17 protein-coding genes and 1 pseudogene are annotated in these 22,034 nt (G+C 55.9%); 9 read left to right on the top strand and 9 right to left on the bottom strand.

Going from position 1 to position 22,034, the window contains the following annotated elements; genetic code table 11:
• Window position 1: 1 nt before the first annotated feature.
• The 6 genes from D3871_RS20475 to D3871_RS20450 form a co-directional block, all read right to left on the bottom strand.
• Window positions 2–1,117, bottom strand: a complete 1,116-nt coding sequence (locus tag D3871_RS20475; protein WP_119770902.1) for a CaiB/BaiF CoA transferase family protein — start codon at window positions 1,115–1,117, stop codon at window positions 2–4.
• 351 nt (window positions 1,118–1,468) lie between these two features.
• Complete coding sequence (locus tag D3871_RS20470) at window positions 1,469–2,380, bottom strand: SDR family NAD(P)-dependent oxidoreductase (protein ID WP_119770901.1); 912 nt, start codon at window positions 2,378–2,380, stop codon at window positions 1,469–1,471.
• 21 nt (window positions 2,381–2,401) lie between these two features.
• A complete protein-coding gene (locus D3871_RS20465) occupies window positions 2,402–2,857 on the bottom strand; it encodes a MaoC family dehydratase (protein WP_119770900.1) in 456 nt (151 codons plus the stop codon).
• A 43-nt stretch (window positions 2,858–2,900) separates the two neighbouring features.
• Window positions 2,901–4,031: an acyl-CoA dehydrogenase family protein gene (locus D3871_RS20460; RefSeq protein ID WP_119770899.1), complete on the bottom strand. Its 1,131-nt coding sequence runs from the start codon at window positions 4,029–4,031 to the stop codon at window positions 2,901–2,903.
• Window positions 4,032–4,045: 14 nt separating this feature from the next.
• Window positions 4,046–5,260 carry an acyl-CoA dehydrogenase family protein gene (locus D3871_RS20455; protein ID WP_119770898.1) on the bottom strand — a complete coding sequence of 405 codons (1,215 nt, stop codon included), beginning with the start codon at window positions 5,258–5,260 and terminating at the stop codon, window positions 4,046–4,048.
• A 17-nt stretch (window positions 5,261–5,277) separates the two neighbouring features.
• The gene (locus D3871_RS20450) at window positions 5,278–6,459 is read right to left on the bottom strand and encodes a lipid-transfer protein (protein WP_119770897.1); all 1,182 of its coding nucleotides are present in this window, start codon (window positions 6,457–6,459) and stop codon (window positions 5,278–5,280) included.
• 353 nt (window positions 6,460–6,812) lie between these two features.
• Between D3871_RS20450 and D3871_RS20445 the strand changes: the two genes are divergently transcribed.
• The 5 genes and pseudogenes from D3871_RS20445 to D3871_RS20425 all read left to right on the top strand — a co-directional run bounded on the left by D3871_RS20445 (window position 6,813) and on the right by D3871_RS20425 (window position 12,624).
• Window positions 6,813–7,898 (top strand): IS630 family transposase, encoded by a 1,086-nt coding sequence (locus D3871_RS20445; protein WP_119770896.1) that lies wholly within the window; start codon window positions 6,813–6,815, stop codon window positions 7,896–7,898.
• 178 nt (window positions 7,899–8,076) lie between these two features.
• Window positions 8,077–9,846, top strand: a complete 1,770-nt coding sequence (locus D3871_RS20440; protein WP_119770895.1) for an IS1634 family transposase — start codon at window positions 8,077–8,079, stop codon at window positions 9,844–9,846.
• Between the two features lie 124 nt (window positions 9,847–9,970).
• On the top strand, window positions 9,971–11,032 hold the full coding sequence (locus D3871_RS20435) for an MBL fold metallo-hydrolase (RefSeq protein ID WP_119770894.1): 1,062 nt from the start codon (window positions 9,971–9,973) through the stop codon (window positions 11,030–11,032).
• 122 nt (window positions 11,033–11,154) lie between these two features.
• Window positions 11,155–11,944: pseudogene (locus D3871_RS20430) on the top strand (electron transfer flavoprotein-ubiquinone oxidoreductase); the annotation flags it as partial.
• Window positions 11,945–11,958: 14 nt separating this feature from the next.
• Entirely contained in the window at window positions 11,959–12,624 is a 666-nt protein-coding gene (locus tag D3871_RS20425; RefSeq protein WP_119770893.1) for a TetR/AcrR family transcriptional regulator, read from the top strand.
• Window positions 12,625–13,452: 828 nt separating this feature from the next.
• On the opposite strand, the gene D3871_RS29980 is transcribed toward D3871_RS20425, so the two are convergent.
• Window positions 13,453–13,707: a hypothetical protein gene (locus tag D3871_RS29980; protein WP_147376859.1), complete on the bottom strand. Its 255-nt coding sequence runs from the start codon at window positions 13,705–13,707 to the stop codon at window positions 13,453–13,455.
• 3 nt (window positions 13,708–13,710) lie between these two features.
• On the opposite strand from D3871_RS29980, the gene D3871_RS20420 reads away from it, so the two are divergent.
• The 4 genes from D3871_RS20420 (at window position 13,711) to D3871_RS20405 (ending at window position 18,625) form a co-directional block, all read left to right on the top strand.
• A complete protein-coding gene (locus D3871_RS20420; protein ID WP_147376858.1) occupies window positions 13,711–15,072 on the top strand; it encodes a hypothetical protein in 1,362 nt (453 codons plus the stop codon).
• A gap of 324 nt (window positions 15,073–15,396) precedes the next feature.
• The gene (locus D3871_RS20415; RefSeq protein WP_119770891.1) at window positions 15,397–16,317 is read left to right on the top strand and encodes a hypothetical protein; all 921 of its coding nucleotides are present in this window, start codon (window positions 15,397–15,399) and stop codon (window positions 16,315–16,317) included.
• A 10-nt stretch (window positions 16,318–16,327) separates the two neighbouring features.
• A complete protein-coding gene (locus D3871_RS20410; RefSeq protein ID WP_119770890.1) occupies window positions 16,328–17,530 on the top strand; it encodes a chitosanase in 1,203 nt (400 codons plus the stop codon).
• A gap of 114 nt (window positions 17,531–17,644) precedes the next feature.
• Window positions 17,645–18,625 (top strand): DUF3616 domain-containing protein, encoded by a 981-nt coding sequence (locus D3871_RS20405; RefSeq protein ID WP_158597997.1) that lies wholly within the window; start codon window positions 17,645–17,647, stop codon window positions 18,623–18,625.
• 379 nt (window positions 18,626–19,004) lie between these two features.
• Here the strand turns inward: D3871_RS20405 and D3871_RS20400 are convergent, their stop codons facing one another.
• Together D3871_RS20400 and D3871_RS20395 are read right to left on the bottom strand one after the other, a co-directional pair.
• Entirely contained in the window at window positions 19,005–20,195 is a 1,191-nt protein-coding gene (locus D3871_RS20400) for a phospholipase effector Tle1 domain-containing protein (RefSeq protein ID WP_158597996.1), read from the bottom strand.
• Window positions 20,196–20,286: 91 nt separating this feature from the next.
• A complete protein-coding gene (locus tag D3871_RS20395) occupies window positions 20,287–21,873 on the bottom strand; it encodes a hypothetical protein (protein WP_119770887.1) in 1,587 nt (528 codons plus the stop codon).
• Between the last annotated feature and the right edge of the window lie 161 nt (window positions 21,874–22,034).

The following is a 22,034-nucleotide window of genomic DNA, read 5'->3' as shown; positions in this document are numbered from 1 at the left end:
ATCAGCGGTCTTTCAACCAAGCGTTCAGCACTGCATCGGCGTCCTGGCCGCGCTGCGGGATGGGGCGAGGCTGCGACAACGGCGTACCGGAGAAACGAGGTGCCGGATTCGCCTGCAATACGCCATCAATGGTGCTGTAGACATTGCGGGCAACCATGTGCGGATGCAATGCCGCCTCGTCCGGATTCAATACCGGTGCAAAGCAGGCGTCGGTACCTTCCAGCAACGCGCACCACTCGTCACGGGTCCGCGTTGAGAATAGTACGGAGAAGCGCTCATGCAGCCGCGGCCAGGCATTCACCTCATTTTGTTTTGCATAGTTGGTGTCTTCAGTCAGACCGAGCTTGTCCAGCAGGATGCGATAGAAGCGTGGTTCGAGCGAGCCGACGGTGATGAAATTTCCGTCCGCGCAGCGATAGCTGCGATACCAGTGCGGACCGTCGAGAATGCCGCGCCCGCGCTCGTTCGGCAACTGGCCGGCCGACTTCAGGCCCAGCATCAGGTTCATCATATGGGCGCTACCGTCCACGATGGCCGCGTCGACAACCTGGCCCTTGCCTGTCGCACGCGCGCTCATCACCCCAGCCAGCACACCTACCGCAAGATACATTGCGCCACCGCCGACGTCGCCAACCAGGCTGGGCGGTGCCATCGGCGCTTCGCCGGGTTGGCCGGACCACCACAATGCGCCCGACAAGCCGATGTAGTTGAGATCGTGACCGGCGGCATGCGACAAAGGCCCCGTTTGGCCCCAGCCGGTCATGCGGCCAAAGACCAGTTTGGGATTGCGCGCCAAGCATACGTCGGGTCCCAGACCCAAACGTTCCATCACGCCGGGGCGCATGCCTTCGAGCAGCGCGTCGCAGCTTTCCACCAGCGCCAGGACAGTCTCGACGCCCTCTTTCTTTTTTAGATCCACCGCAATCGAACGCTTGCCGCGGTTCTGGATCGCATGCTTGCCAATATCAAGATCTTCCGCGCCGGCCTGCAGACGGTCAACCACCACCACGTCGGCGCCCAGATCCGCGAGCAACATGCCGCAGAACGGTCCCGGGCCGATTCCGGCGATTTCCAGAATGCGCAAGCCTGCCAAGGGCCCGCTTTGAGTTCGAGTCATTTTTATCTTATCCCCATGATAAAAGTCGGTTCAACGACAAGACAATACGCAGTCGCGATTGGTAATTCCCCACTCTTTCATAGGGGGTGAGGCAGATGCTATGCAAAAACCGGTAGCGGCGGAGTCGGAGAAGGAGCGGAGACAAGGGTGCGTGGAGGTCTTTCAACGCGACGGCGCGCATGAGGCGCTGGGTGCGGAAACCGGAGGCGCCGGACGGTCATGGGGTGTGTCGTCCGGATTTGTAACTTGATGCCCATGTTATGTCGTGTGCACGATGCGTTCATGGAGCCTGGCTCCATGAACGCATCCAAACCGATTCTTGCGAGAATCGGATAGTGGCTCACTATTGGCTTAAGCCTGCATGCTCTTGATGGCTTTTTCAATCAGAGCTTGCACCTGCGCGTTAGAGTCGGCGTAGGGACGTGCGGTGTTCCAGTTGGCGATCTTCGCAAAGTTCGCTTCCAGGGCTTCCGGCGACAATTCCTTGTCGGAGAAGTACACCGGTGCGGTGTCCACGAGTTGTGTCGCCGTGAACACGCCGCCGCCAGCAGACAGGATGGTCTTGGTCGGTGCGTTTTCGCTGACCAGGAACAAGGCGGCCGGTGTCACTTGTTCCGGCCTGATGCGCTCGAGCATGGCTTCCGGGAGCACGTCGTTCGTCATACGGGTCGCGGCGATCGGCGCGATGGTGTTGACGCGGATGTCGTTCTTCTTGCCTTCGATGGAGAGCGCGTTCATGAAGCCAACCACCGCCATTTTGGCAGCAGCATAGTTGGACTGGCCGAAGTTGCCGAACAGGCCGGACGCCGAACTCGTCATCAGGATACGGCCGTAATTCTGCTCGCGCATGATTTCCCACACCGCCTTGGTGCAGTACACCGCCCCCATCAGGTGTACATCAACCACGGCCTGGAAGTCGGCCATTTCGACCTTGGACAAGGTCTTGTCGCGCAGGATGCCGGCGTTGTTGATCAGCACGTCGACGCGGCCAAACTCGGCTTTGGCTTGTTCGACCATCGCCTTGACCTGTTCGAAGTCGGTGACGTTGGCGCCGTTGGCGATTGCGGTACCGCCGGCAGCGCGGATCTCTTCGACCACCTTCAGTGCCGCTTCGGAAGAGCCGCCCTTGCCATCACGGGCGCCGCCGAAATCGTTAATCACCACCTTGGCGCCGCGGGCGGCCAGGCCCAAAGCGTGCACACGGCCCAAGCCATTACCCGCACCAGTCACAATGGCCACACGGCCGTCAAAACGAATTGTCATGTTTTCTCTCCAGAATAAAAATTAAGCAAATTGGCGCAGGATCGATTCGGCGACGCAGACGGGTTTGCTTGCCCCTTCCATCTCGACCGACATCTCGAAAATCGTTTGTGCTCCGTTATTTTCAATCGGCTCCCACGACTGCAACTTGAAATGGGCGCGCAGGCGGCTGTTGACCGGCACCGGTTTCAGGAAGCGTACTTTGTTCAGGCCGTAGTTCACGCCCATCTTGATGTTGCGGATCTCGAAGGCTGTCGAGAAAAAGGCCGGCAACAGGGAGAGGGTCAGGAAGCCGTGTGCGATTGGCGTGCCGAACGGACCGGATTTCGCGCGCTCTGCATCGACGTGAATCCACTGGTGGTCGCCGGTGGCGTCGGCAAAGGTGTTGATGCGTGTCTGGTCGATCGTGAGCCAGTCGCTGGAGCCGATCTGTTCGCCTACCAAGTGTTGCAGCTCATTGAGGGTGTCGTAACTCTTCATTGGTGATTCATAAAAAGGTTTGAAAAATAGAATTGCGAATTGCTTACGAGCGCATCTCGTCTTGCAGCGCTGCCGCGCAAACTGCATCGTGCCGGTCACTGCTGCCCAATAGCAGGTCAGCGACAATCGCATGCTTGTAGTAATGACCGACCGCGTACTCTTCAGTCATACCGATACCGCCATGCAACTGGATACCCTGGCCGCACACGAATTTCGCTGCGCGACACACCAGCGCCTTTGCCGCCGACAGTGTTTTTTGCCTGGTTGCCGCATCATCGTTCGCAACCGATGCCAGCGCTGCATGCAACATCGAGCGCGCCAACTCCATCTCCGCCGCCATGTCGGCCATGCGGTGCTGCAGCGCCTGGAAGTTGCCGATGGCTACGCCGAACTGTTGGCGTGTCTTCAGGTATTCGGCAGTGAGCTCGATGGTCTTTTCCATCGCACCGACCAAGTCTGCACACAGCGTGACGATGCCGTGAGCGAGACCGGCACGCAGCGCGGCAAGGCCGCCTTCCATCACATTATCTGCGCCGACTTGCACGCCGTCGAACGTAAGCTCTTCGGCCCAGGTGCCGTCATGCAGCGGCAATGCCTGGCGCTTCAGGCCCGCACTGTTGGCATCGACCAGCAGCAGCTTGATCTCTTTCACTCCCGAGACCTGCGCGGAGACGATGAAATGCTGCGCATCCCTGGCGCCGAGCACCAGCGACTTGCGTCCCTGCAGCACATAGCCGTCGCCGCTCTTTTCCGCGCGCAGCGACACCGGTTCCGGCATGCCGCGAGATTCCGGCTCGCTGTAAGCAAGGGCAATGCGCAACGAGCCGTCGGCGAGCTGCGGCAAAAGGCGTTCCTTCTGTGCAGTCGTGCCACCGGCTACCAAGGTTTGTGCAGCGAGCACGGCGCAACCGAGATAGGGTTCCAGCACCAGGCCACGTCCCAATTCCTGCGCGATGATCGCGGTGTCGATCAAGGAACCACCCAGACCGCCATACTCTTCCGGCAAGTCGGCCATCAGCCAGCCGTTCTCGGCAAATGTTTGCCAGTTGCCGGCACTACCGCCCTGCTTTGCATTGACCAGCGCAGTGCGCGTCTCGAAGCCGTACGCCTTGTCGACGTAGCGGCGCACGCTGTCCTGCAATAGCTGTTGTTCCGAATTCAGAGTGAAATCCATACTTGTGTCCTGCTTTAAAGGTGGAACAGCATCTTGGCGATAATGCTGCGCTGCACTTCGCTGGTGCCGCCGTAGATGGTCGATGCACGATGGAAGAACATATTGTTGGCCATACTGCGTGCGACTTCCTGCAAGGGCAACAAGGGCTGTGCCGGATCAAGATCCTCATGCGGATCGGGATACGCGACGGCACCATAGTCGCCCAGCGCTTCGACCATCGCCTCGCTGATCTTCTGCTGCAATTCGGTCCCGCGAATCTTCAACATCGAGCCCAGCACATGCGATGCAGGATTGTGTTCCTGTTCCATCTTGGCCACGCGCTGCACGAACATGCCAAGCGCCTGCAGTTCAGCATCCAGACGCGCCAGCTTCAATGCAAACTCCGGACGTTCGATCAAGCGGTCGCCGCCCATGCGCTGCGTCGTCGCCAGTTGTCGCAACTGCTGCATATAGCGCTTCTGCACCGGCAGGTCGGCGGTCGTCGCATGCTCGTTATTGAGCAAGAACTTGGTGATGTTCCAGCCCTGTCCTTCGGCGCCAACCAGGTTTTTTACCGGCACGCGTACATCGTCGAAGAAGACTTCGTTCAGGTGATGCGCATCGTCGATTGAGCGGATCGGGCGCACGGTAATGCCGGGCGTTTTCATATCGACCAGCAGGAAACTGATGCCGGCCTGCTTCTTCACCTCGGGATTGGTGCGCACCAAGAGGAAGATCCAGTCAGACTCGTGCGCATAGCTGGTCCAGATCTTCTGGCCGTTGACCACGTAGTGATCGCCATCGACGCTCTTGACCAATTCCGCACGGGTTTTCAGCGACGCCAGATCGGACCCGGAACCCGGCTCCGAGAAGCCCTGGCACCACAGGCGCTGGCCGTTGAAGATGGCTGGCATGTGCTCGGCCTTCTGCTCCGGGGAGGCGAACGCATTCATTACCGGACCTAGCAGTTTTTGCGCGAAGGGATCCTGCGACGGTGTGCCAGCGGCGCCGCATTCCTCGTCGAACACCAGGATCTGCGGCACCGACCACCCTGTACCGCCATGTTCCTTGGCCCAGTATGGGGCACCCCAGCTTTGCGCATTGAGAACCTTTTGCCAACGCATGACTTCTTCGCACCGCGAGCGCGTGCTGCGCGGCAACCCTTTCAGGTCGGCCGGCACCTTGGTTTGCAGGAATTGCCGGACTTCCTGGCGGAAAGCTTCAAGTCCGGAATCGGGTTGAAAATCCATGAAACAAGTCCTTTTTGTTAAATGCGATACATGGTGACCACCGCAGCGCCACCGATGCCGACGTTGTGCTGCAGCGCGACGCGTGCGCCTTCCACTTGACGCTGGTCGACCTTTCCACGAAGTTGCTGCACGAGTTCCGTACATTGCGCCAGACCGGTAGCGCCGATCGGATGGCCCTTCGACAGCAGGCCACCGGACGGGTTGACCACATATTTGCCGCCGTAGGTGTTGTCGCCATCATCAACGAACTTCTGTGCGCCGCCTTCCGGGCACAGGCCGAGCGCTTCATAGGTGAGCAGCTCGTTGTGCGCGAAGCAATCATGCAGTTCAACCACATCGACGTCTTCGGCGCCGATGCCGGCGATCTCGTAGACCTTGTTGGCCGCCGCACGCGACATGCTGAAACCGGCCATGTTGCGCATGTCGCCAGCGTTGAAGGTTTCCGGGCCGTCGGTGGTCAGTGCTTGCCCCGCGATCCAGACACGCGAATCGAGGCCATGCTTTTTGGCGTACGCTTCGCTGCACAAGACGACTGCCGCTGCGCCGCAGGTCGGGGGGCACGCCATCAGGCGCGTCATCACGCCGGGCCATACGACCTGGTCGGCCAGCACTTCTTCGGTCGTCACAACCTTGCGGAACACCGACATCGGATTGTTGGCCGCATGACGGCTGGCTTTCGCGCGGATCTTGGCAAAGGTTTCCAGCGGTGTGTCGAAGCGCTTCATGTGCTCCAGGCCGGCACCGCCGAAGAGACGCAGCGCCGGCGGAATGTCCTGCTTGCCCAGCAAGATGTCGCACTGCTGCATGAACAACTCAGTCGGGTTCGGTTTGTCAGCAAAGTTCGAGCCCAGCGCGCCCGGATTCATTTGTTCGAAGCCCACTGCCAACACGATGTCCACTTCGCCGCTGGCAATCGCCTGACGTGCCAGATAGATGGCAGTGGAGCCGCTGGAACAATTGTTGTTGACGTTGATAATGGGAATGCCGGTCATGCCGACGTCGTACAGTACACGCTGGCCGCAGATCGAATCGCCGTAGATATAGCTCGCAAACGCCTGCTGGATCGATTCATACCCCACGCCGGCATCGGCCAATGCCGCGCGCACCGCCTGTGCGCCCATCACCGGGTACGTTTCGCTCTGGCCGGGCTTCTTGAATGGAATCATGCCGACACCGGCAACGACAACCTTCTGCGTCATATCTTCTCCTTTGGTTTCGATCTCCTCACTGGCAAGTATGCCAACGACATCCGTCGGGCCAAAAAGAAACGTGTCCCCGGCCAAGTGAGGTCAGTGTATGAACGATAGGCATGCGGACGGCATACCGCCCCCTATTTCGAAGGGGGGGGAATGCACGAGCGCCGTGTTGCGATGGCATCCCCCTCCGAAACGCGGGGCGCAGCAAACATGAGTCCATGTTACGTTTTCTGCATCAGAATCGCACGTGATTTGGTCATATGGCAACGGCGTGGTAGTGTCCTGAGTTAGAAGTTCGTTGAATTATTCTGCGTATCAGTTGTCCGACGCCTATTGGTTTTCATGGCGAGGACGGCATGGCAGGCAGACCGAAAGCGGAACTGGTGTTGAGCGCGGCGGAAAAAGAGCAATTGCATGCCTGGGCGAGACGGCGTAAGACGGCGCAAGCACTGGCTTTGCGTTCGCGCATCGTCCTGGAATGTGCCGGCGGAGCGGAAAACAAGGCGGTGGCGGTCAAGCTGGCGGTGACGCGCCAAACGGTATCGAAATGGCGCGCCCGCTTTGTTCACATGCGCCTGGATGGTTTGCTCGATGCCCCGCGCTCGGGAGCGCCGCGCACGATTGATGATGCGCGTGTTGATGTTGTGATCGCCAAGACGCTGGAGGAACAACCGTCGAATGCCACACACTGGAGCACGCGGGCTATGGCGCGCGAAGCGAAGCTGTCGCAAACGGCGGTCAGCCGCATCTGGCGCGCCTTCGGTTTGCAACCGCATCGTCAGGAAACGTTCAAGCTGTCCACCGACCCGCTGTTTGTCGAGAAGACCCGCGACATCGTCGGGCTTTATCTCGATCCGCCGCTCAAGGCCATGGTGCTGTGCGTTGACGAGAAGAGCCAGATTCAGGCGCTGGACCGGACCCAGCCTATCTTGCCGCTGGCACCCGGTGTTCCCGAACGGCGCACGCATGACTACCAGCGCCATGGCACGACGACCTTGTTTGCTGCACTCGACATTGCCACCGGTGAAGTCATTGGGCAACTGCATCGACGTCATCGCAGCAGCGAGTTTCTGAAATTCTTGCGTACGATCGAGGCGTCGGTGCCGAATGACCTGGACATTCATCTGGTGATGGATAACTATGGCACGCACAAGACCCCCACCATCCGCAATTGGTTCGCCCGCCACCCGCGTTTCCACGTGCATTTCACACCAACTTCGGCTTCGTGGCTCAACCAGGTCGAGCGCTGGTTCGCCACGCTGACTGAAAAACAAATTCACCGTGGAACCCATCGTTCGACCCGTCAATTGGAGGACGCCATTCGGCATTACCTGAAACTCAATAACGCCGATCCCAAACCGTTTGTCTGGACCAAATCGGCCGACGACATCTTGGCCAGCATCGAACGCTTTTGTCTGCGAATTTCTAACTCAGGACAGTAGCGTTAACCCGACTTTCGCTATTCGCATCCCGAAAGCGCTATTTTTCCGAATTTGTTGAGGTGGCCGGTGCTGTAACCTCTTGATTTTCCGCTGGAATGCACGATGGAAATCGCAGCAACCGCTTGTAGTGAAGACCTTGGTCCTTGGCAGCGCGACAGCGTGTTCTTACACTGGAGGCATGTTCCTCAAATGCAGCCGGCGCATCAAGGATGGCAAGACTCACCATTACTGGAGCGTGGTGGAGAATCGGCGTCTGTTGAATGGCAAGGTGGCACAGCGCCAGGTGCTGTACCTGGGCGAAATCAACGACAGCCAGCAAGCGGCCTGGCGCAAGACGATCGAGGTCTTCGACGAAGGCGCCAGGCGGCAGGTCGCGCTGTTTCCGGAGCACGCGCTGCCCACCGATGACGCCGCCGTGGTGGGCGTGCGCTTGAGCGAACTGCAACTGAAGCGGCCGCGGCAGTGGGGCGCGTGCTGGCTGGCTTGCGTGCTCTGGCAGCAGTTGGACCTGGACGCATTTTGGTTGGCGTGCCTGCCTGCTTCGCGCAAGGGCACGCACTGGATGCAGGTACTGCAAGTGCTGGTGACGTATCGGCTGATCGACCCAGGCTCGGAGTGGCGCCTGCACCGGGACTGGTTCACGTCAAGCGCAATGGCCGATTTGCTGGAAGCCGATTTTGCGCTGGCTGGGAAGGATACGCTGTATCGCTGCCTGGACAAGCTGTTGCCGCACAAGGATGCATTGATGCTGTTCTTGAAACAGCGTTGGGGTGAACTGTTCGACGCCTCGTTCGATGTGCTGCTGTACGATCTGACCAGCACCTATTTCGAGACCGATACCGTGCGGGACGCGCCGGACAAGCGCCAGTACGGCTACAGCCGTGACAAGCGCGGCGATTGCCGGCAAGTCGTGATCGGCTTGATCGTTACCCCGGAAGGCTTCCCGTTGAGTTATGAAGTCCTGGCGGGCAGTACCGCCGACGGCACGACGCTGTCGGACCTGCTCAAGCGGATCGAAACCCGGTACGGCAAGGCCAATCGGATTTGGGTGATGGACCGCGGCATACCGACCGAAGATACGCTGGCGCAAATGCGCCAGATGGGCGCCTCCTACCTGGTGGGCACCCCCAAGGGACGCTTGAGCAAACTGGAGCAGGGCTTTCTGTCGGCCTCCTGGGAGCGGGTGCGCGAAGGGTTGCAAGTCAAGCGTTTGCCCCTGGAAAGCGACACTTACGTACTGGCCATGAGCGAGCAGCGCATCGGCAAGGAGCGTGGCATGCGGCAGCGCCGGCTCAAGCGCTATGTGGAACGGCTCAAGCAGTTGCAACAGCAAAGCCTTACGCGCGACCAGTTGCTGATGAAAGTGGGCGCGGCCAAACAAGACGCGGGACGCGCCGCCCACCTGATCAAGCTGACCCTGCCATCCAGCCGTGACGCCGCTGCGCCGGCTCCCTTCCGGTTTGAACTGGACCGCGACAAATTGCGCCAGGTGCGGCGCCGCGAAGGGCGTTATCTGTTGCGCACCAACCTCTCCGGCCACGATCCGGCCCAGCTTTGGACCTTCTACATCCAGCTCACCGAAGTCGAGCAAGCCTTCAAGGAACTCAAGCATGATTTGTCGATTCGGCCGATCTTCCACTCCAGGGAAGATCGCATCGAGGCCCACATCTTCGTCGCGTTCCTGGCCTATTGTCTGCAGGTCACGCTCAAGCACCAGCTCAAGCGCGCCGCTGCGGGCCTGACGCCCCGCTCGGCACTGGACAAGTTCAAGACGATGCAGATGGTCGATGTTCATCTGCCCACCACTGACGGCCGTCATCTGGTCCTGTCGCGCTATACCCAGCCGGAACCGGAGCACCGCCTGCTACTCGACCAGTGGCACCTCAAGCTGCCGGCGCAGCCACCGCCGAAAATCACCACCCAGCCCGCGTCGATGGCCGTCATGTGACGCAGTGCCCTGTAGTGGAGACCTTTGCGGAGCGTATCGTTAAAAATCAATCACTTAGCCTGCACCGAAGTCGCGAATAGCGAAAGTTGGGTTAAACCCACCACCATGAGAGGAACTGGAACCCATGAACGACGATGCGCCTGCCCCCAAGAAAGGGGCTCTCACGTATCCCTGCGGCGGACCGCCCGCCACTGGACAAACACAGGAAGTGGCGTCGGGTGTGCAATGGATCCGCATGCCGCTTCCCGGTTCGCTGACACACATCAACCTTTGGGCTATCGAGGATGACGACGGCTGGGTGATCGTCGACACCGGTATCCGCAGCGACGAAACCACCGCAGCCTGGTGCGATTTGTTTGCCGGACCGCTCGGCAATCGTCCGGCAACGCGCGTGCTGGTCACCCACATGCATCCCGACCATATCGGCATGGCCGGCTGGCTCACGCGTAAGTTCGAATGCAGGTTATGGACCACGCGCCTGGAATACCTGACCTGCCGCATGCTGGCAGCCGACACCGGCCGCGAAGCGCCTGCCGACGGCGTGTCCTTCTTTCACCGCGCCGGCTGGAGCACGGAAGCGATCGAACGTTATCGTGCGCGCTTTGGCAATTTCGGCAAGATGATCTACACCTTGCCCGACAGCTATCGCCGCATACGCGATGGCGAAATCATCACCATTGGGCGCAATGAATGGCAAGTGATCGTTGGCAGCGGCCACACGCCCGAGCATGCGTGCCTGTATAGCCCGGCACTGAAGTTGCTGATTTCCGGCGACCAGGTGCTGCCGCGCATTTCCTCGAATGTCTCGGTGCATCCGACCGAACCAGACGCCGATCCGATGGGGGAGTGGCTGGCTTCGATCGACAAACTCAAGAACAGCGTGCCTAACGATGTGCTGGTGCTGCCGGCGCACAACGAACCATTCCTTGGTTTGCATGAACGGCTGGACAATCTTGCAACTAATCAGTTGCGCTCACTGGACCGGCTGCGCGAGGCGCTGCAAGAACCCCAACGTGTCGTCGATGTCTTCGGCACGCTGTTTGCGCGCCCTATCCTATCCGGCGATGCCACCTTGCTCAGCCTGGCCACGGGCGAGACGATCGCCCACTTGAACTATCTACTGCACCGGGGTGAGGCAATGGAACAGATGAACAACGACGGCGTTGCCTGGTACCAGATAGCGTAATCACGCGCATTCGCTTTCCCTCCTGAATCCCCTCCCAAAAGGGGGGCGCCCTGCTACTGGCGTCCGCCTGATACATCTGGCAGCGAAAAAGGAAACTGACGTCTCCGTCTGCGGGCTGGACCGGCTTTACCGCTGCAGAAGTGCTGTACCACGACGATGGCTCGGTCAAAGGTGTGGCCACCGGCAATATGGGCATCGGCAAGGATGAGCAGCCGACCGATGCCTTCCAGCTCGGCATGGAACTGCATGCGAAATACACCTTCTTCGCCGAAGGCGCGCGCGGCCATCTGGGCAAGCAATTGATGGCCAAGTTCAACTTGAATGAAGGCAAGGATCCGCAGACTTACGGCATCGGCATCAAGGAATTGTGGGAAAACGATCCCAAACTGCATCAGCCAGGGCTGGTGATTCACACCGCCGGCTGGCCGCTCGATAGCCATACCTATGGCGGCTCGTTCCTGTATCACCTGGACAATAACCAGGTGGCGGTTGGCTACGTGGTGGGATTGGCGTACGAGAATCCCTACCTGTCGCCGTTCGAGGAATTCCAGCGCTACAAGACCCATCCGGACATCCGCACATCCTTCGACGGTGGCAAGCGCCTGTCGTATGGCGCCCGGGTGATCACGGCGGGCGGCTTGCAATCCTTGCCGAAACTAACGTTCCCCGGTGACGCATTGATCGGTTGCGGTGCCAGTGAAGGTCAATCTCGACATGTATGCTTGCCCGGAAGCACGCTTCTGTCCGGCCGGGGTGTACGAGTTTGTGCAAACGGATACGGGCGAAGACAAATTGCAGATCAATGCGCAGAACTGTGTGCACTGCAAGACGTGCGACATCAAGGACCGGACGCAGAACATCGTGCGGATCACACTCGAAGGCGGCGGCGGACCGAACTATCCGAACATGTAAGCCAGGGTGATGCCATGTTGAAGAGCGCCGAAAGCAGGTCGCATGAAGTGGCGCCTACGGGTCAAGCACGCAAGGGAACATTGACTCGCAAGGCGATCATCGAAGAGGCGTTGCAGGTCGCCTACCGCGATGGTCTGAAAGCACTCAGCTTCGGGACGCTGGCCGAACGCCTGCACATGAGCAAGGCTGGCGTGTTTGTGCATTTCGGTTCCATCCAGGCCTTGCAAACCGAAACGCTCAAGCAGTATTGCCTGCGCTTTGTGGAAAACGTCGTACTCCCCAGCCTGGCTGTCCCGCGCGGACTGCCGCGCCTGGAAGCGATGTTTTCCCGCTGGGTCTGTCATGTGACGGAACATCGTGGCAATGGCTGCCGGTATATCAGCCATGCGGCCGAATACGACATACGCTCCGGTTCCATACTTCACGCGTTGCGTAACGAGGCAATCCTATTGCGCAAAACGGTGGAAGGTGCCATTCAGCGCGCGGTCGAGGAAGGACATCTGCGCAAAGACACCGATGTGAAACAGTTTGCATTTGAAGTGTCAGCACTGATATTCGGGCTTCACCATGACACCTGGTTCATGCGCGACTGCCAGAGCAGAAAACGGGCTGAGCGTGCATTCATCAAACTGCTGGATGGATATCGCCCACCACCGGATTTGTCTAGACCTCAACTGTAATAGCTCAGATTTCATCATCCAGTGAATGTCAGGTTTAATCGCACCTCAAACCTGGTCGAAAGACAGGATTCGTTCAGAGCGGGCCGTGAGGTCGATACCCGAATGCCTGCTTTAGGCTGTTGCGTGTCATTCGGCATCGTATCGTGATAGGCAGGACCCGACCCCTATGTATAGTTCTCAACTATGCGTAGTTTCGCGTCATCCGGGAAGCGGATGGCTGGTCTGAACTCAACATAGTTTCGCGATATGGTCGAGTCATTATGATTCCATAGGGAGGAGACCGCAATAAACTTGTCAATTGGGACTCCGATACGCCGCGCATGACAATGCGACGCTTCTGGCCAGCTTACGAACGAATGAGAGTTTTGCTTGGGCGGTAACTATGTAAAGCGAATTTTTGCCCCAATTACCGCAACGGCAAGGCCCGAGTATGTGCTCCACCGAAAACTATACATAGTTACGAACTATACATATGGGTCGTTATGCAAAGCTTTGCATAACGACCCAAATCGGTCGAATCATCTTTGCGGAAGCAGACGTTGATGTCCACCAACCTCGGTTTCCCACAGTAGATAGAACTTGAGCGAAATCGAATGCCGTTCGTCCAAATGGAGTGAAGCGTCGCAAACGTGTGGAAGATGCACGGCTATTCGCAATTCGAGGATGAGTTATGGCACTTGACTTCGCTCAATCTCGGTAACTTTCAAGCGCCTACTATTAGTATCTTCATGCGAGATGAATCGGCCTTTGGCCGACTTCTCCTTTTTGGGCGCGGTCTGAAAGGGGTATCCGATGAAGTCGACGCTAAGAGTCGTGGCAATCAGCTTCCTATTCGTGCTGATGGATTCCGGATGCACCTCCAATGACCCTCTGCGCAACAAGCTTGTCCGGGCTGATAGTGTCGAATGCCCGCCGCTTACCGCTCACCAGCAATCCGAATGTGCCAGCATTACTCCCGAGGTTGCGCATGATCTCTACGAATTGCACTTCGTCGAACTCGATTCCCAAGGGTGGCTGCATTCCAAGCCTTTTGACAATACGGATCTGTCTGGCAAGAATCCGCCGAACAACCAGATCGATCATCTGATGCGGCGCATCACGGACCTATTGGCAAATCAGGAAGACCTCAATATCGTCCTCTATGTGCATGGGTGGAAGCATGGCGCGGAGACCGACGACAAGAACGTCATGCTGTTTCGCCAGTTGCTTGCGTCGATGAGCAGGATCGAGCGGGGATACTCAAGTAGTCCGCGTAGGACAGTCGGCATTTATGTGGGATGGCGTGGAAAATCCGTGCACCTTCCTGAACCGCTCATCAGCCTGACGTTCTGGTCGCGCAAGAGTGCGGCGCACAGAATATCGAACGGCTCGACGCGTGAACTGCTTGCGCGGCTGACCGGGGTTCAGCGCTATTACAACAGCAAGACGAACAGCAAGGACTGCACCGTCGTGGAGTCTTCGGATGTGCCTAATGAGCGATGCAGGGTGCGGATGCTGATGATCGGCCACAGCTTTGGTGCATGGATTCTGTATTCGGCGGTTCACAATCCGCTCATCGAAAGCTTGAGCGGTCACATTGATCTTTCCGGCGACAGGCCCGAGGCCGGCGACCGCGCCGAACGTGCGGCCGATATGATCGTCCTGGTGAACCCGGCGTTCGAGGCATCGACCTATGAGTCCTTGCACCGGGTGGCGCACCTGCACAAGGCTTCGGCCCTGGAAACCCCACTTCTCGTATCGGTCACTTCAACCTCGGATCGGGCAACGCGAAACGCGTTTCCCTTCGGGCATTTCTTCAACGCGCTATTCGAACAGCCGGTTTCTTCAGACGAGCAGGCAGAAGCAATGCTGCATACGCATGGACACATCGAACGCTATGTGACGCATCGTCTTATTGCAGGTGACACCAAGCATTGTCCCGACTGGGTAGCACCGGAAGCAGGGAAGCCCAGACCACTTCCGGTTCTGCAAAACAACAAGAAGCTGGAAATTGAAAACAATCGTCAGTTTCTGAAGACGTATACCCAGAACGGCTTGTTGACTCCGGAGTGGAAGCGCGAATTCTGCGGAAAGATGGTGCTTACTCAGCTTAAAGGCAAGGGCCATGGTATATCCAACCCAAACTCCCTTGTCTGGAATATCGGGACGGACAATTCAGTGATCAAAGGGCATAGCGACATCATGAATGTCGAATTCCTGGATTTCATACGCCAGCTTTACAGCGACAACGCGATGTTTGGGCACAAAGGGCAAAGTCCAACTAGCGTGATGCTCGGTAATGAGTTTGCAAAGTCGCGCGGTATTCTACAGCAGTTTGATTCGGCCGTTACGGTTCAATTGATTTTGAGGATTGTCAACGCAGCGCAGGAGCGCTGCGCAATGCTTGAAGTTGATCTCTTAACGCATGCGCGAACAGATAAGAAGATAGGGACAGAAAAAATAATATGAGCCAGTTACGACGGGGTGCATGCCGGATTTTCAAATCATCCGCCTACGTCGGCATGTTGATGTCATTCGCCGGTTGCGCACACATGTACATAGACGATGCTGGCGTCCGTCATATCATCGGCGTACTTCATGTCGCGCTGCCTCCCGCAGATACGTCGGGAGCAGAATCAATTCGAGCGTCGACAATCGGGCTTGCGTTTTCGCGTTCTACGTTCGGCAGTTCGCTTGCATTTGGCTATAGCGATGTCACAAGTACGGCTATGCGCAATAACAGTTGCGTACGGCTAATGGCTGAATCAACACCATATTTGCCACGGGAGGGGTATGAACCTGTTCCATCGCCTCGCTAATGCTTTCTTGATCCTTTTGATTGCCGGTTGTGCGACAAAGCCCAACCACGTCATCTTTGTTACCAAAACCTCGCTTGGACTCGACGTGGACACCACGCCACCGGTTGCCAGCTTGGCATATGACCGTGTGGAGGGCTATATCGGTCCCCGCTATGAAAATGGACTGGTGCCGCCGGTAGCCGCAAGCTTTTCGACCAATGGGGAAATCTTCGGGCGTCAAATCAAGCAAGTTTATGCGACAGGGAATGCGGCAAGGATCGCAACCGATTCGGGAAAACTTCTTTCTCCAGTTGTCGATGATTACAACAGCAAGCATGAGGTCATGCACTTCGGTACCGGAACCGTGCTCGGTATTAAATTTGGCTTCAGCCCCACTGGTGTGGAATCGTTCACCATTGGCTATAAACGGAAGGAATATTCCGTCATTCCCATGACACCAGCCGGGCTTCCATCCGTACTCGCAAATCTGGATTCCAACGCACAGGCAAAGGCACTCGACAAGACTGAGCTCGGTATCGAACAGTATTTCGCGACCGGCCGTGCCGCCGACCAGCTAGCCCACGATCCGCGGATACGAGCCAAATTCATAGACCAAGCGGTCGACGCACTGGCGCAGTACCGCTCGGACGAGATACAGCAAAGCCGGTATTCCCTGGGCACGCTCAACTGCCTGGCGCGCGTCGATGACAGTGCTTTGGTTAAAGTGTGGAGCCATGCGGAAACCGTTTCACTCTTTGATGACCCTGCAATACCTGGACGCTTGCGCGCTGGATCGGCAAAGGAGTCACGCGCGCTTTATACGAGGGAAATAGGGATACTGACACCGAAGTCACCGGTGCATACCGCAAACCTTCGTAGTCATCGTGCATTTGTGTGTGACCTCGTAAAAACATAAGGAGACGGATATGGCTGTTAAACGTGCGCGTACCATTCCATGTACCGATTGTGAAGATTGGCAGGAAGACTTGAGCATAAGAGGCTTTCGCGTACTTGGCTGCATACAGGATCCTGCATCGCCCGGATTTTGCACCATCGTATTCGAGGAAGAAACTGCACAATTAGACGGCGCTGCAAGCAATGAGATTGCAGCCGCTGTGCTGGAGAGGCCGTCGGCCCGAATGGCTGCGCCGCAGGTCGAGCAACCGATACCCGAGACAATCGTTGCTGCGTTACCAATGCTGACAGCGACGCAAGGAAAGGCCGCGCAGGCAATCGTCAATATTTTTGAAACAAGCCGGGTACTGGGCGACTATGGCCAGGTGACAGTGATCTCTGGGGACTCTGGACACCTTACCTATGGACGCACGCAAACGACGTTGGGGTCCGGTAACCTGACCACATTAATCAAGCAATACTGCGTCAATCCAGGGGCACGCTTTGGCGCAAAGCTTGCATCGTATATTCCGCGGCTGGACAGGAAGGATTTTTCGCTCGATGCCGATCAGATATTGCACAACATTTTGCGGGCAAGTGCCGACGACCCTGTCATGCGCGAGACCCAGGATGCATTTTTTGACCAGGTGTATTGGAAGCCCGCGTTACGCGCGGCGTCCGGATTGGGCATACGGACTCCTTTAGGCGTCGCAGTTGTGTACGACAGCATCATTCATGGGTCATGGGAGCGCATGCGTGATCGTACGAATGGAAATTCCGGGGCCATCGGCACGATCGGGGAGCAGAAGTGGATTGCGGGATATGTCGCAACGCGCAAACAATGGATGGAGACGCATACGCGGCCCGATATTCGGGCAACAGTTTACCGGATGGATGCATTCCAGCGTTTGATCGATCAGGGATTCTGGGGTCTTGATCTGCCGCTCGTTGTCCGCGGGTTGGAGATTTCCGCGGATACGCTCAGCGCCATTCCGCATGGCTGCTATGACGGTCCGCCGGCCGGTAGCCGGGCACTTGCGCTCGAATCACCATTGGCACGCGGGATGGATGTCCGGCTGGTACAAGTGGGTTTGTCCGAGCGTGGTGTCGACATCAAGGCCGATGGCGTCTTTGGGCAAACCACCGCGAAGTGCATTAAACAGTTCCAGACGTCGCACAATCTTCCCGGGACAGGAATTGCGGACATTTCATTGATTGCGCATTTGACTCAATAAGCTGGTGAGCCACTTGGCAACGGTTTAGGTATTTTTTGTATGGCGGAAGGCGCTGGCTCAGCGCCCCAAGCTTTTCCGCCGAACGCAATGCTGGTGGGCCGACACGGAGCGATTATGCCGCCAAAACGCATGCGATTTATTGCCAAACTACTAGCGCTCGCACCAGCGGTGTTCCTCATTGGCCAAAGCAGCGCGCAACAGATCCATACCTACACGGGTCTGTGTGATGCCTCTGCCGCAAGCGCATTAGGAAAAGACCATTTTGTTGTCGCGGACGACGAGCGAAACACCCTCGTCATATACAAGCTCAATCAGCCAGAACCGGCTCATTCCATTGACCTCTCAGCTTTCCTCGGCACGAAAGAAGACAAGGAGTCCGACATTGAAGGCGCTGCCGCCATTGGCAAGCGCATTTATTGGATTTCTTCGCATGGCCGCAATAGTTCTGGCGAGGTGCAAAAACGCCGGTACCGGTTCTTCGCGACCGACAAGGATGAACAAACCCCGACTACGCTGGCGCCAGTTGGCAAGCCATATACGACACTTCTCGATGATCTCATTGCCGCGCCTGAGTTGAAAAAGTATCGGATTGCCGATGCAGCAAGCCGTGCACCGGAGGCCGAGGGCGGCCTCAATATTGAAGGGCTTACAGCAATGCCATACGGAGGCTTGTTGATAGGATTTAGAAATCCGATACCAGGAAATCTTGCCTTGATTGTGCCCATCAAGAATCCAGCGGAGATGATAAAAGGAACTAAGCCCCAATTTGGCAAGCCAATAGAACTTGCGCTCGGTGGCCGCGGTATTCGTAGCATCGAACGGGTGGGTAAGGAATTCATGATCGTCGCCGGGCCACCAGCCGACGATGGAAGCTTCATGTTGTACCGATGGTCGGGAAAGGCCGATGACAAAGCGCAGGCGATTCCAGGCATCGAAGTCAGTGGACTATTTCCAGAGGCCTTGATCGCTGTTCCGAACAGCACGCAAACACTTTTGTTGAGCGACGATGGCGGTGTTAAATCACGTGGTGTCGCATGTAAAAACAAGGAGAAGTCGAAGCAGTCTTTTCGTGCCCGTATCGTCGAGCAAAAATAACAACTCGTAAATTGCGCGAAACGGCGGGATTTAATCGCTTACGCGATATTGCCGGCTAGGCAGTGAACGGGTGCAGGCGACTCTAACCTGCCGCTGCTGTTTCCCGAAAGCGGACATCGTAACGTTCAGTTAATCGGCATGGAACATCCGCCTTGAAGCGCACGCTATAGGTCGGCCGTGACTCACTCCAGTCGAGCGTCCTTTACAGGTTCTTAATAAAATTGCCTGCGATTCCAGAGGCATCTGAAACATTCACTTCAATGGCCTAGCTACAGCAAAGATGAACAAGGGAATAGCTAAGGCAACAAAGTAACCACCTAGGTAACTTCCGGGCATCCTCGCAAAAAATACTTCTGCCGACGGATGCTTCGTTCCTCTCTTACTGCATATCCTTGCAGGACAATGGATACTGTTTCATAAGGACCTGATCATTTATAACAATTCTCGCGGATGAAACTCTCGCTCGTTCTTCCATGCTAGGGTGGATGATCGCATTATCAGGAATCTTCCGATCTATGCATTCGCTGCGAAAGTTTGCCGGGAAGTCTCCCATTGACCAGTGGCTAATACCTAGCACTACGCCTTCAGGAGGATAGGACGTTGCTCTTATCGGATATATAGTTTTTAGTCTGTCAAGCATCCAGCGCAGCGAGATAGGTGCCAAGTCGTTATAGTCTTCGTACCCGCCGCCGACATCAGCATGAGCACCGGGAAACCACACTTCCACGATGGTGTTGTTCCCGGATTTAACTCGTGGACAGACTAACAGAGGAGAAAACATCGACCTCTTCTCGTCAAGAGATACCGCATGGGCGATGTGCTTGATCGGCGGGTAGGAGTCGGTTTTATACCGCTCACCTTCCTGACTATTTTCAGTTTCCTTGCATCCGGAATACGTTTTGAAAGAAGAGCCTGGTACTGTGTCCCAGATTCCCAGGAACTCTATCTCAACGTACATTGTTTGCAGTCCGAGTTTCGATTCAATTTCGGATGTCAACGGTGGCAAACGTTGATGTGCCAAGTGGTTCCACTGATCCTCAAGGTCTTTATCTGATTTTGTTTTGGTGATTTCCAGAATGCGATTGCCGACTTTCAGCAAGTCCTTGTCTTGCAATGACTCGCGTGAGGGGATGCCACTGTAGGAAAGTAGTCCAGCCAAGGCTCGTGCTTGATGTGCTCCGCGACTGAAGCCGAATATATATATTCGGTCACCAGCTTTATAGCGTTCGATAAGAAAACGATACGCTCGTAGTATTCTGCTTTCCATCCCGAACCCAAGAGTCATTCCCGAGATCGGATTCTCTGCACTGCCAACCCCTTCTATATAGATGGTTTCTGTAGGCATCGTGGAACCAGCTTCTTTGCTAATAATCTCCCTCAGGTGCCAGACGTTTGTTGCGGTGTTTTGGTTATTACGTGTCCCGTCGAGGAATACAAAGAGATTTTTAGGCTGCTGGTTGTTAATTCCGTCTGAAGAAGTAATCAACTCTTCTGATGGAGCCGTTATACATGCACATAGCGTTAAGCTTAGAGCGAGACAGAGGGCGCTTGAAATGCAGATCTTCATCATAGAACCCATTTCCACAGTAACGGCGAAATTAGATCAACATAACAACGAACGTATAACGCGGTAAAGCGTTCACCAGCAATGCTTGATTCCGCTATCTAATCTTCAGTATCGTGTCGTTGTAAACCTGACGGATGAATTCAAGAAGCCCCGGAGTCGCCAAATCGGAATGCCCATCTATCAAAGATTTATCTGTCCGAATATTCCATACCGGTGAGTTTGGGTTCTTATTGTCATGGGAGTTTTCCTGATAATGAGTTAGCACAGTATCGCCACAAAATTCACGACTCCAGCCAGGATTCAAACCACCTGTTTCGGAACGCTTATTTTCATAGAACTTCATCGCATTTTCTATCTCGAAATCCGCGTTGTTTTTAATGCATTTCTGCAAATCTTCTTGTTTGCATATGTCGGGATGTTCAATTTGAGTAACTAGTGACGGCAGGTAAAGCCAACCCGGACAAGTGCCGCGCATGGCGGTGAGGCTGTGTGTAAAGTGGCGAGGATGATGTCCATGTGCACGCGTCATTGCTTTGCTTTGATGATCCGAATTCGCGCCTTCAAAGAACGTATTGATGAATCTGCCAACGGGGAATAGGGTTCGCGTCATCATGTCGGCAGTGGATGTGATGGTAATCAGCATAGGAGTTTGGATTTCCTCGCTGTCATAAGCCATCGCTGCAAGGTGTAGGGGCTCATATCGTACTGCCTCGAAGGCGGGATTGATAAGGACGACCAGATCTGCAGGCCTCTTTAGATAGCGTTTCTTCTCGTCCTCCTTGAGATTCAAATTTCTGCCGGTATGCAGCGTTTCAATCATCGTCCCCGACAAAGCCGAATACAAAATCCAGGCTCCGAAACTATGCCCCACCATTAAGCTCCGAATCCTGCAATTTTCTTTTGATGAATTGGATGAATCCATCGGTTTTGCCTGGGCTCGACAATCCGGGCTTTCTGTGGGTCCGTTATAGTAATCCTGGATTGTTTGCAGGCGGGAAAATAGTTCAAGCACCGACCCCCTAGACACCCGCAATGCAGCTGCCTTTCTGCTCCAGAAGGTTGGAACCAAGGCATAAGGTGAAATATCCAGCTGCTTGCCTTCCCAGCCGACAAATATGCCAATTACTTTTCGGGGATACTGCCGCTTTTTTTCGTCAACCAGATTTTGTTCCATACGACTTTGTAGTTGAAGAACCTGACGGAACAGCATGACGTCTTCATCATCACTTTTCGCAAGATGATTCCACCCATGCACATACAGAATGATGTTTAGTTCTGGCTTCTGCCCATTTGCTTCCTGTGAGTTGAGGAGCTGTGTCAAGCGATCGATAAGATGATCGATCTGACTGTAGCCGTATGGCGGAATTTCTTTAGATGAGTCGCTATTACGTTTGCTAATCCTGTTGTAACCGTATGGTGGAACTTGGCCTTCTCTGTCATCAGTGGCAGCACGTATCCGATAATCCCATCCCTGGTCATCGAACTCGACGAAATGAAGCTCATAATTTCCATGGGAAATCTCAGGCGTTATATTTTCACACTCTGGTTTCTCGTGTGCGGTAAGCGTCGGACAGTCTATAGCGGTTAACGGATCTTCCAATGTGGAGCGAAAAGGCGGTGTGACGCATCCAGAAATCAGGACAAGGAGACTTAAAAATCCAGCGGTGGCGGATGTTCTCATACCGGCTCCTTAAGGATGGACTGCTGGTTTCTGAGTATGAGATCGTTTTGGTTGCTCTGTTTGCGGAAACTCAAAGTGGAGATGGGCCAACACATTCAATTTTTCGAAAACTTCAGCAACATTGGTGGAGTGTACAAGGATGTTGGCATTGCCTTGTTGGG

It is taken from the genome of Noviherbaspirillum saxi, assembly GCF_003591035.1.
Classification (GTDB): domain Bacteria; phylum Pseudomonadota; class Gammaproteobacteria; order Burkholderiales; family Burkholderiaceae_D; genus Noviherbaspirillum; species Noviherbaspirillum saxi.
This window is presented reverse-complemented; position numbering and strand designations above follow the sequence as displayed.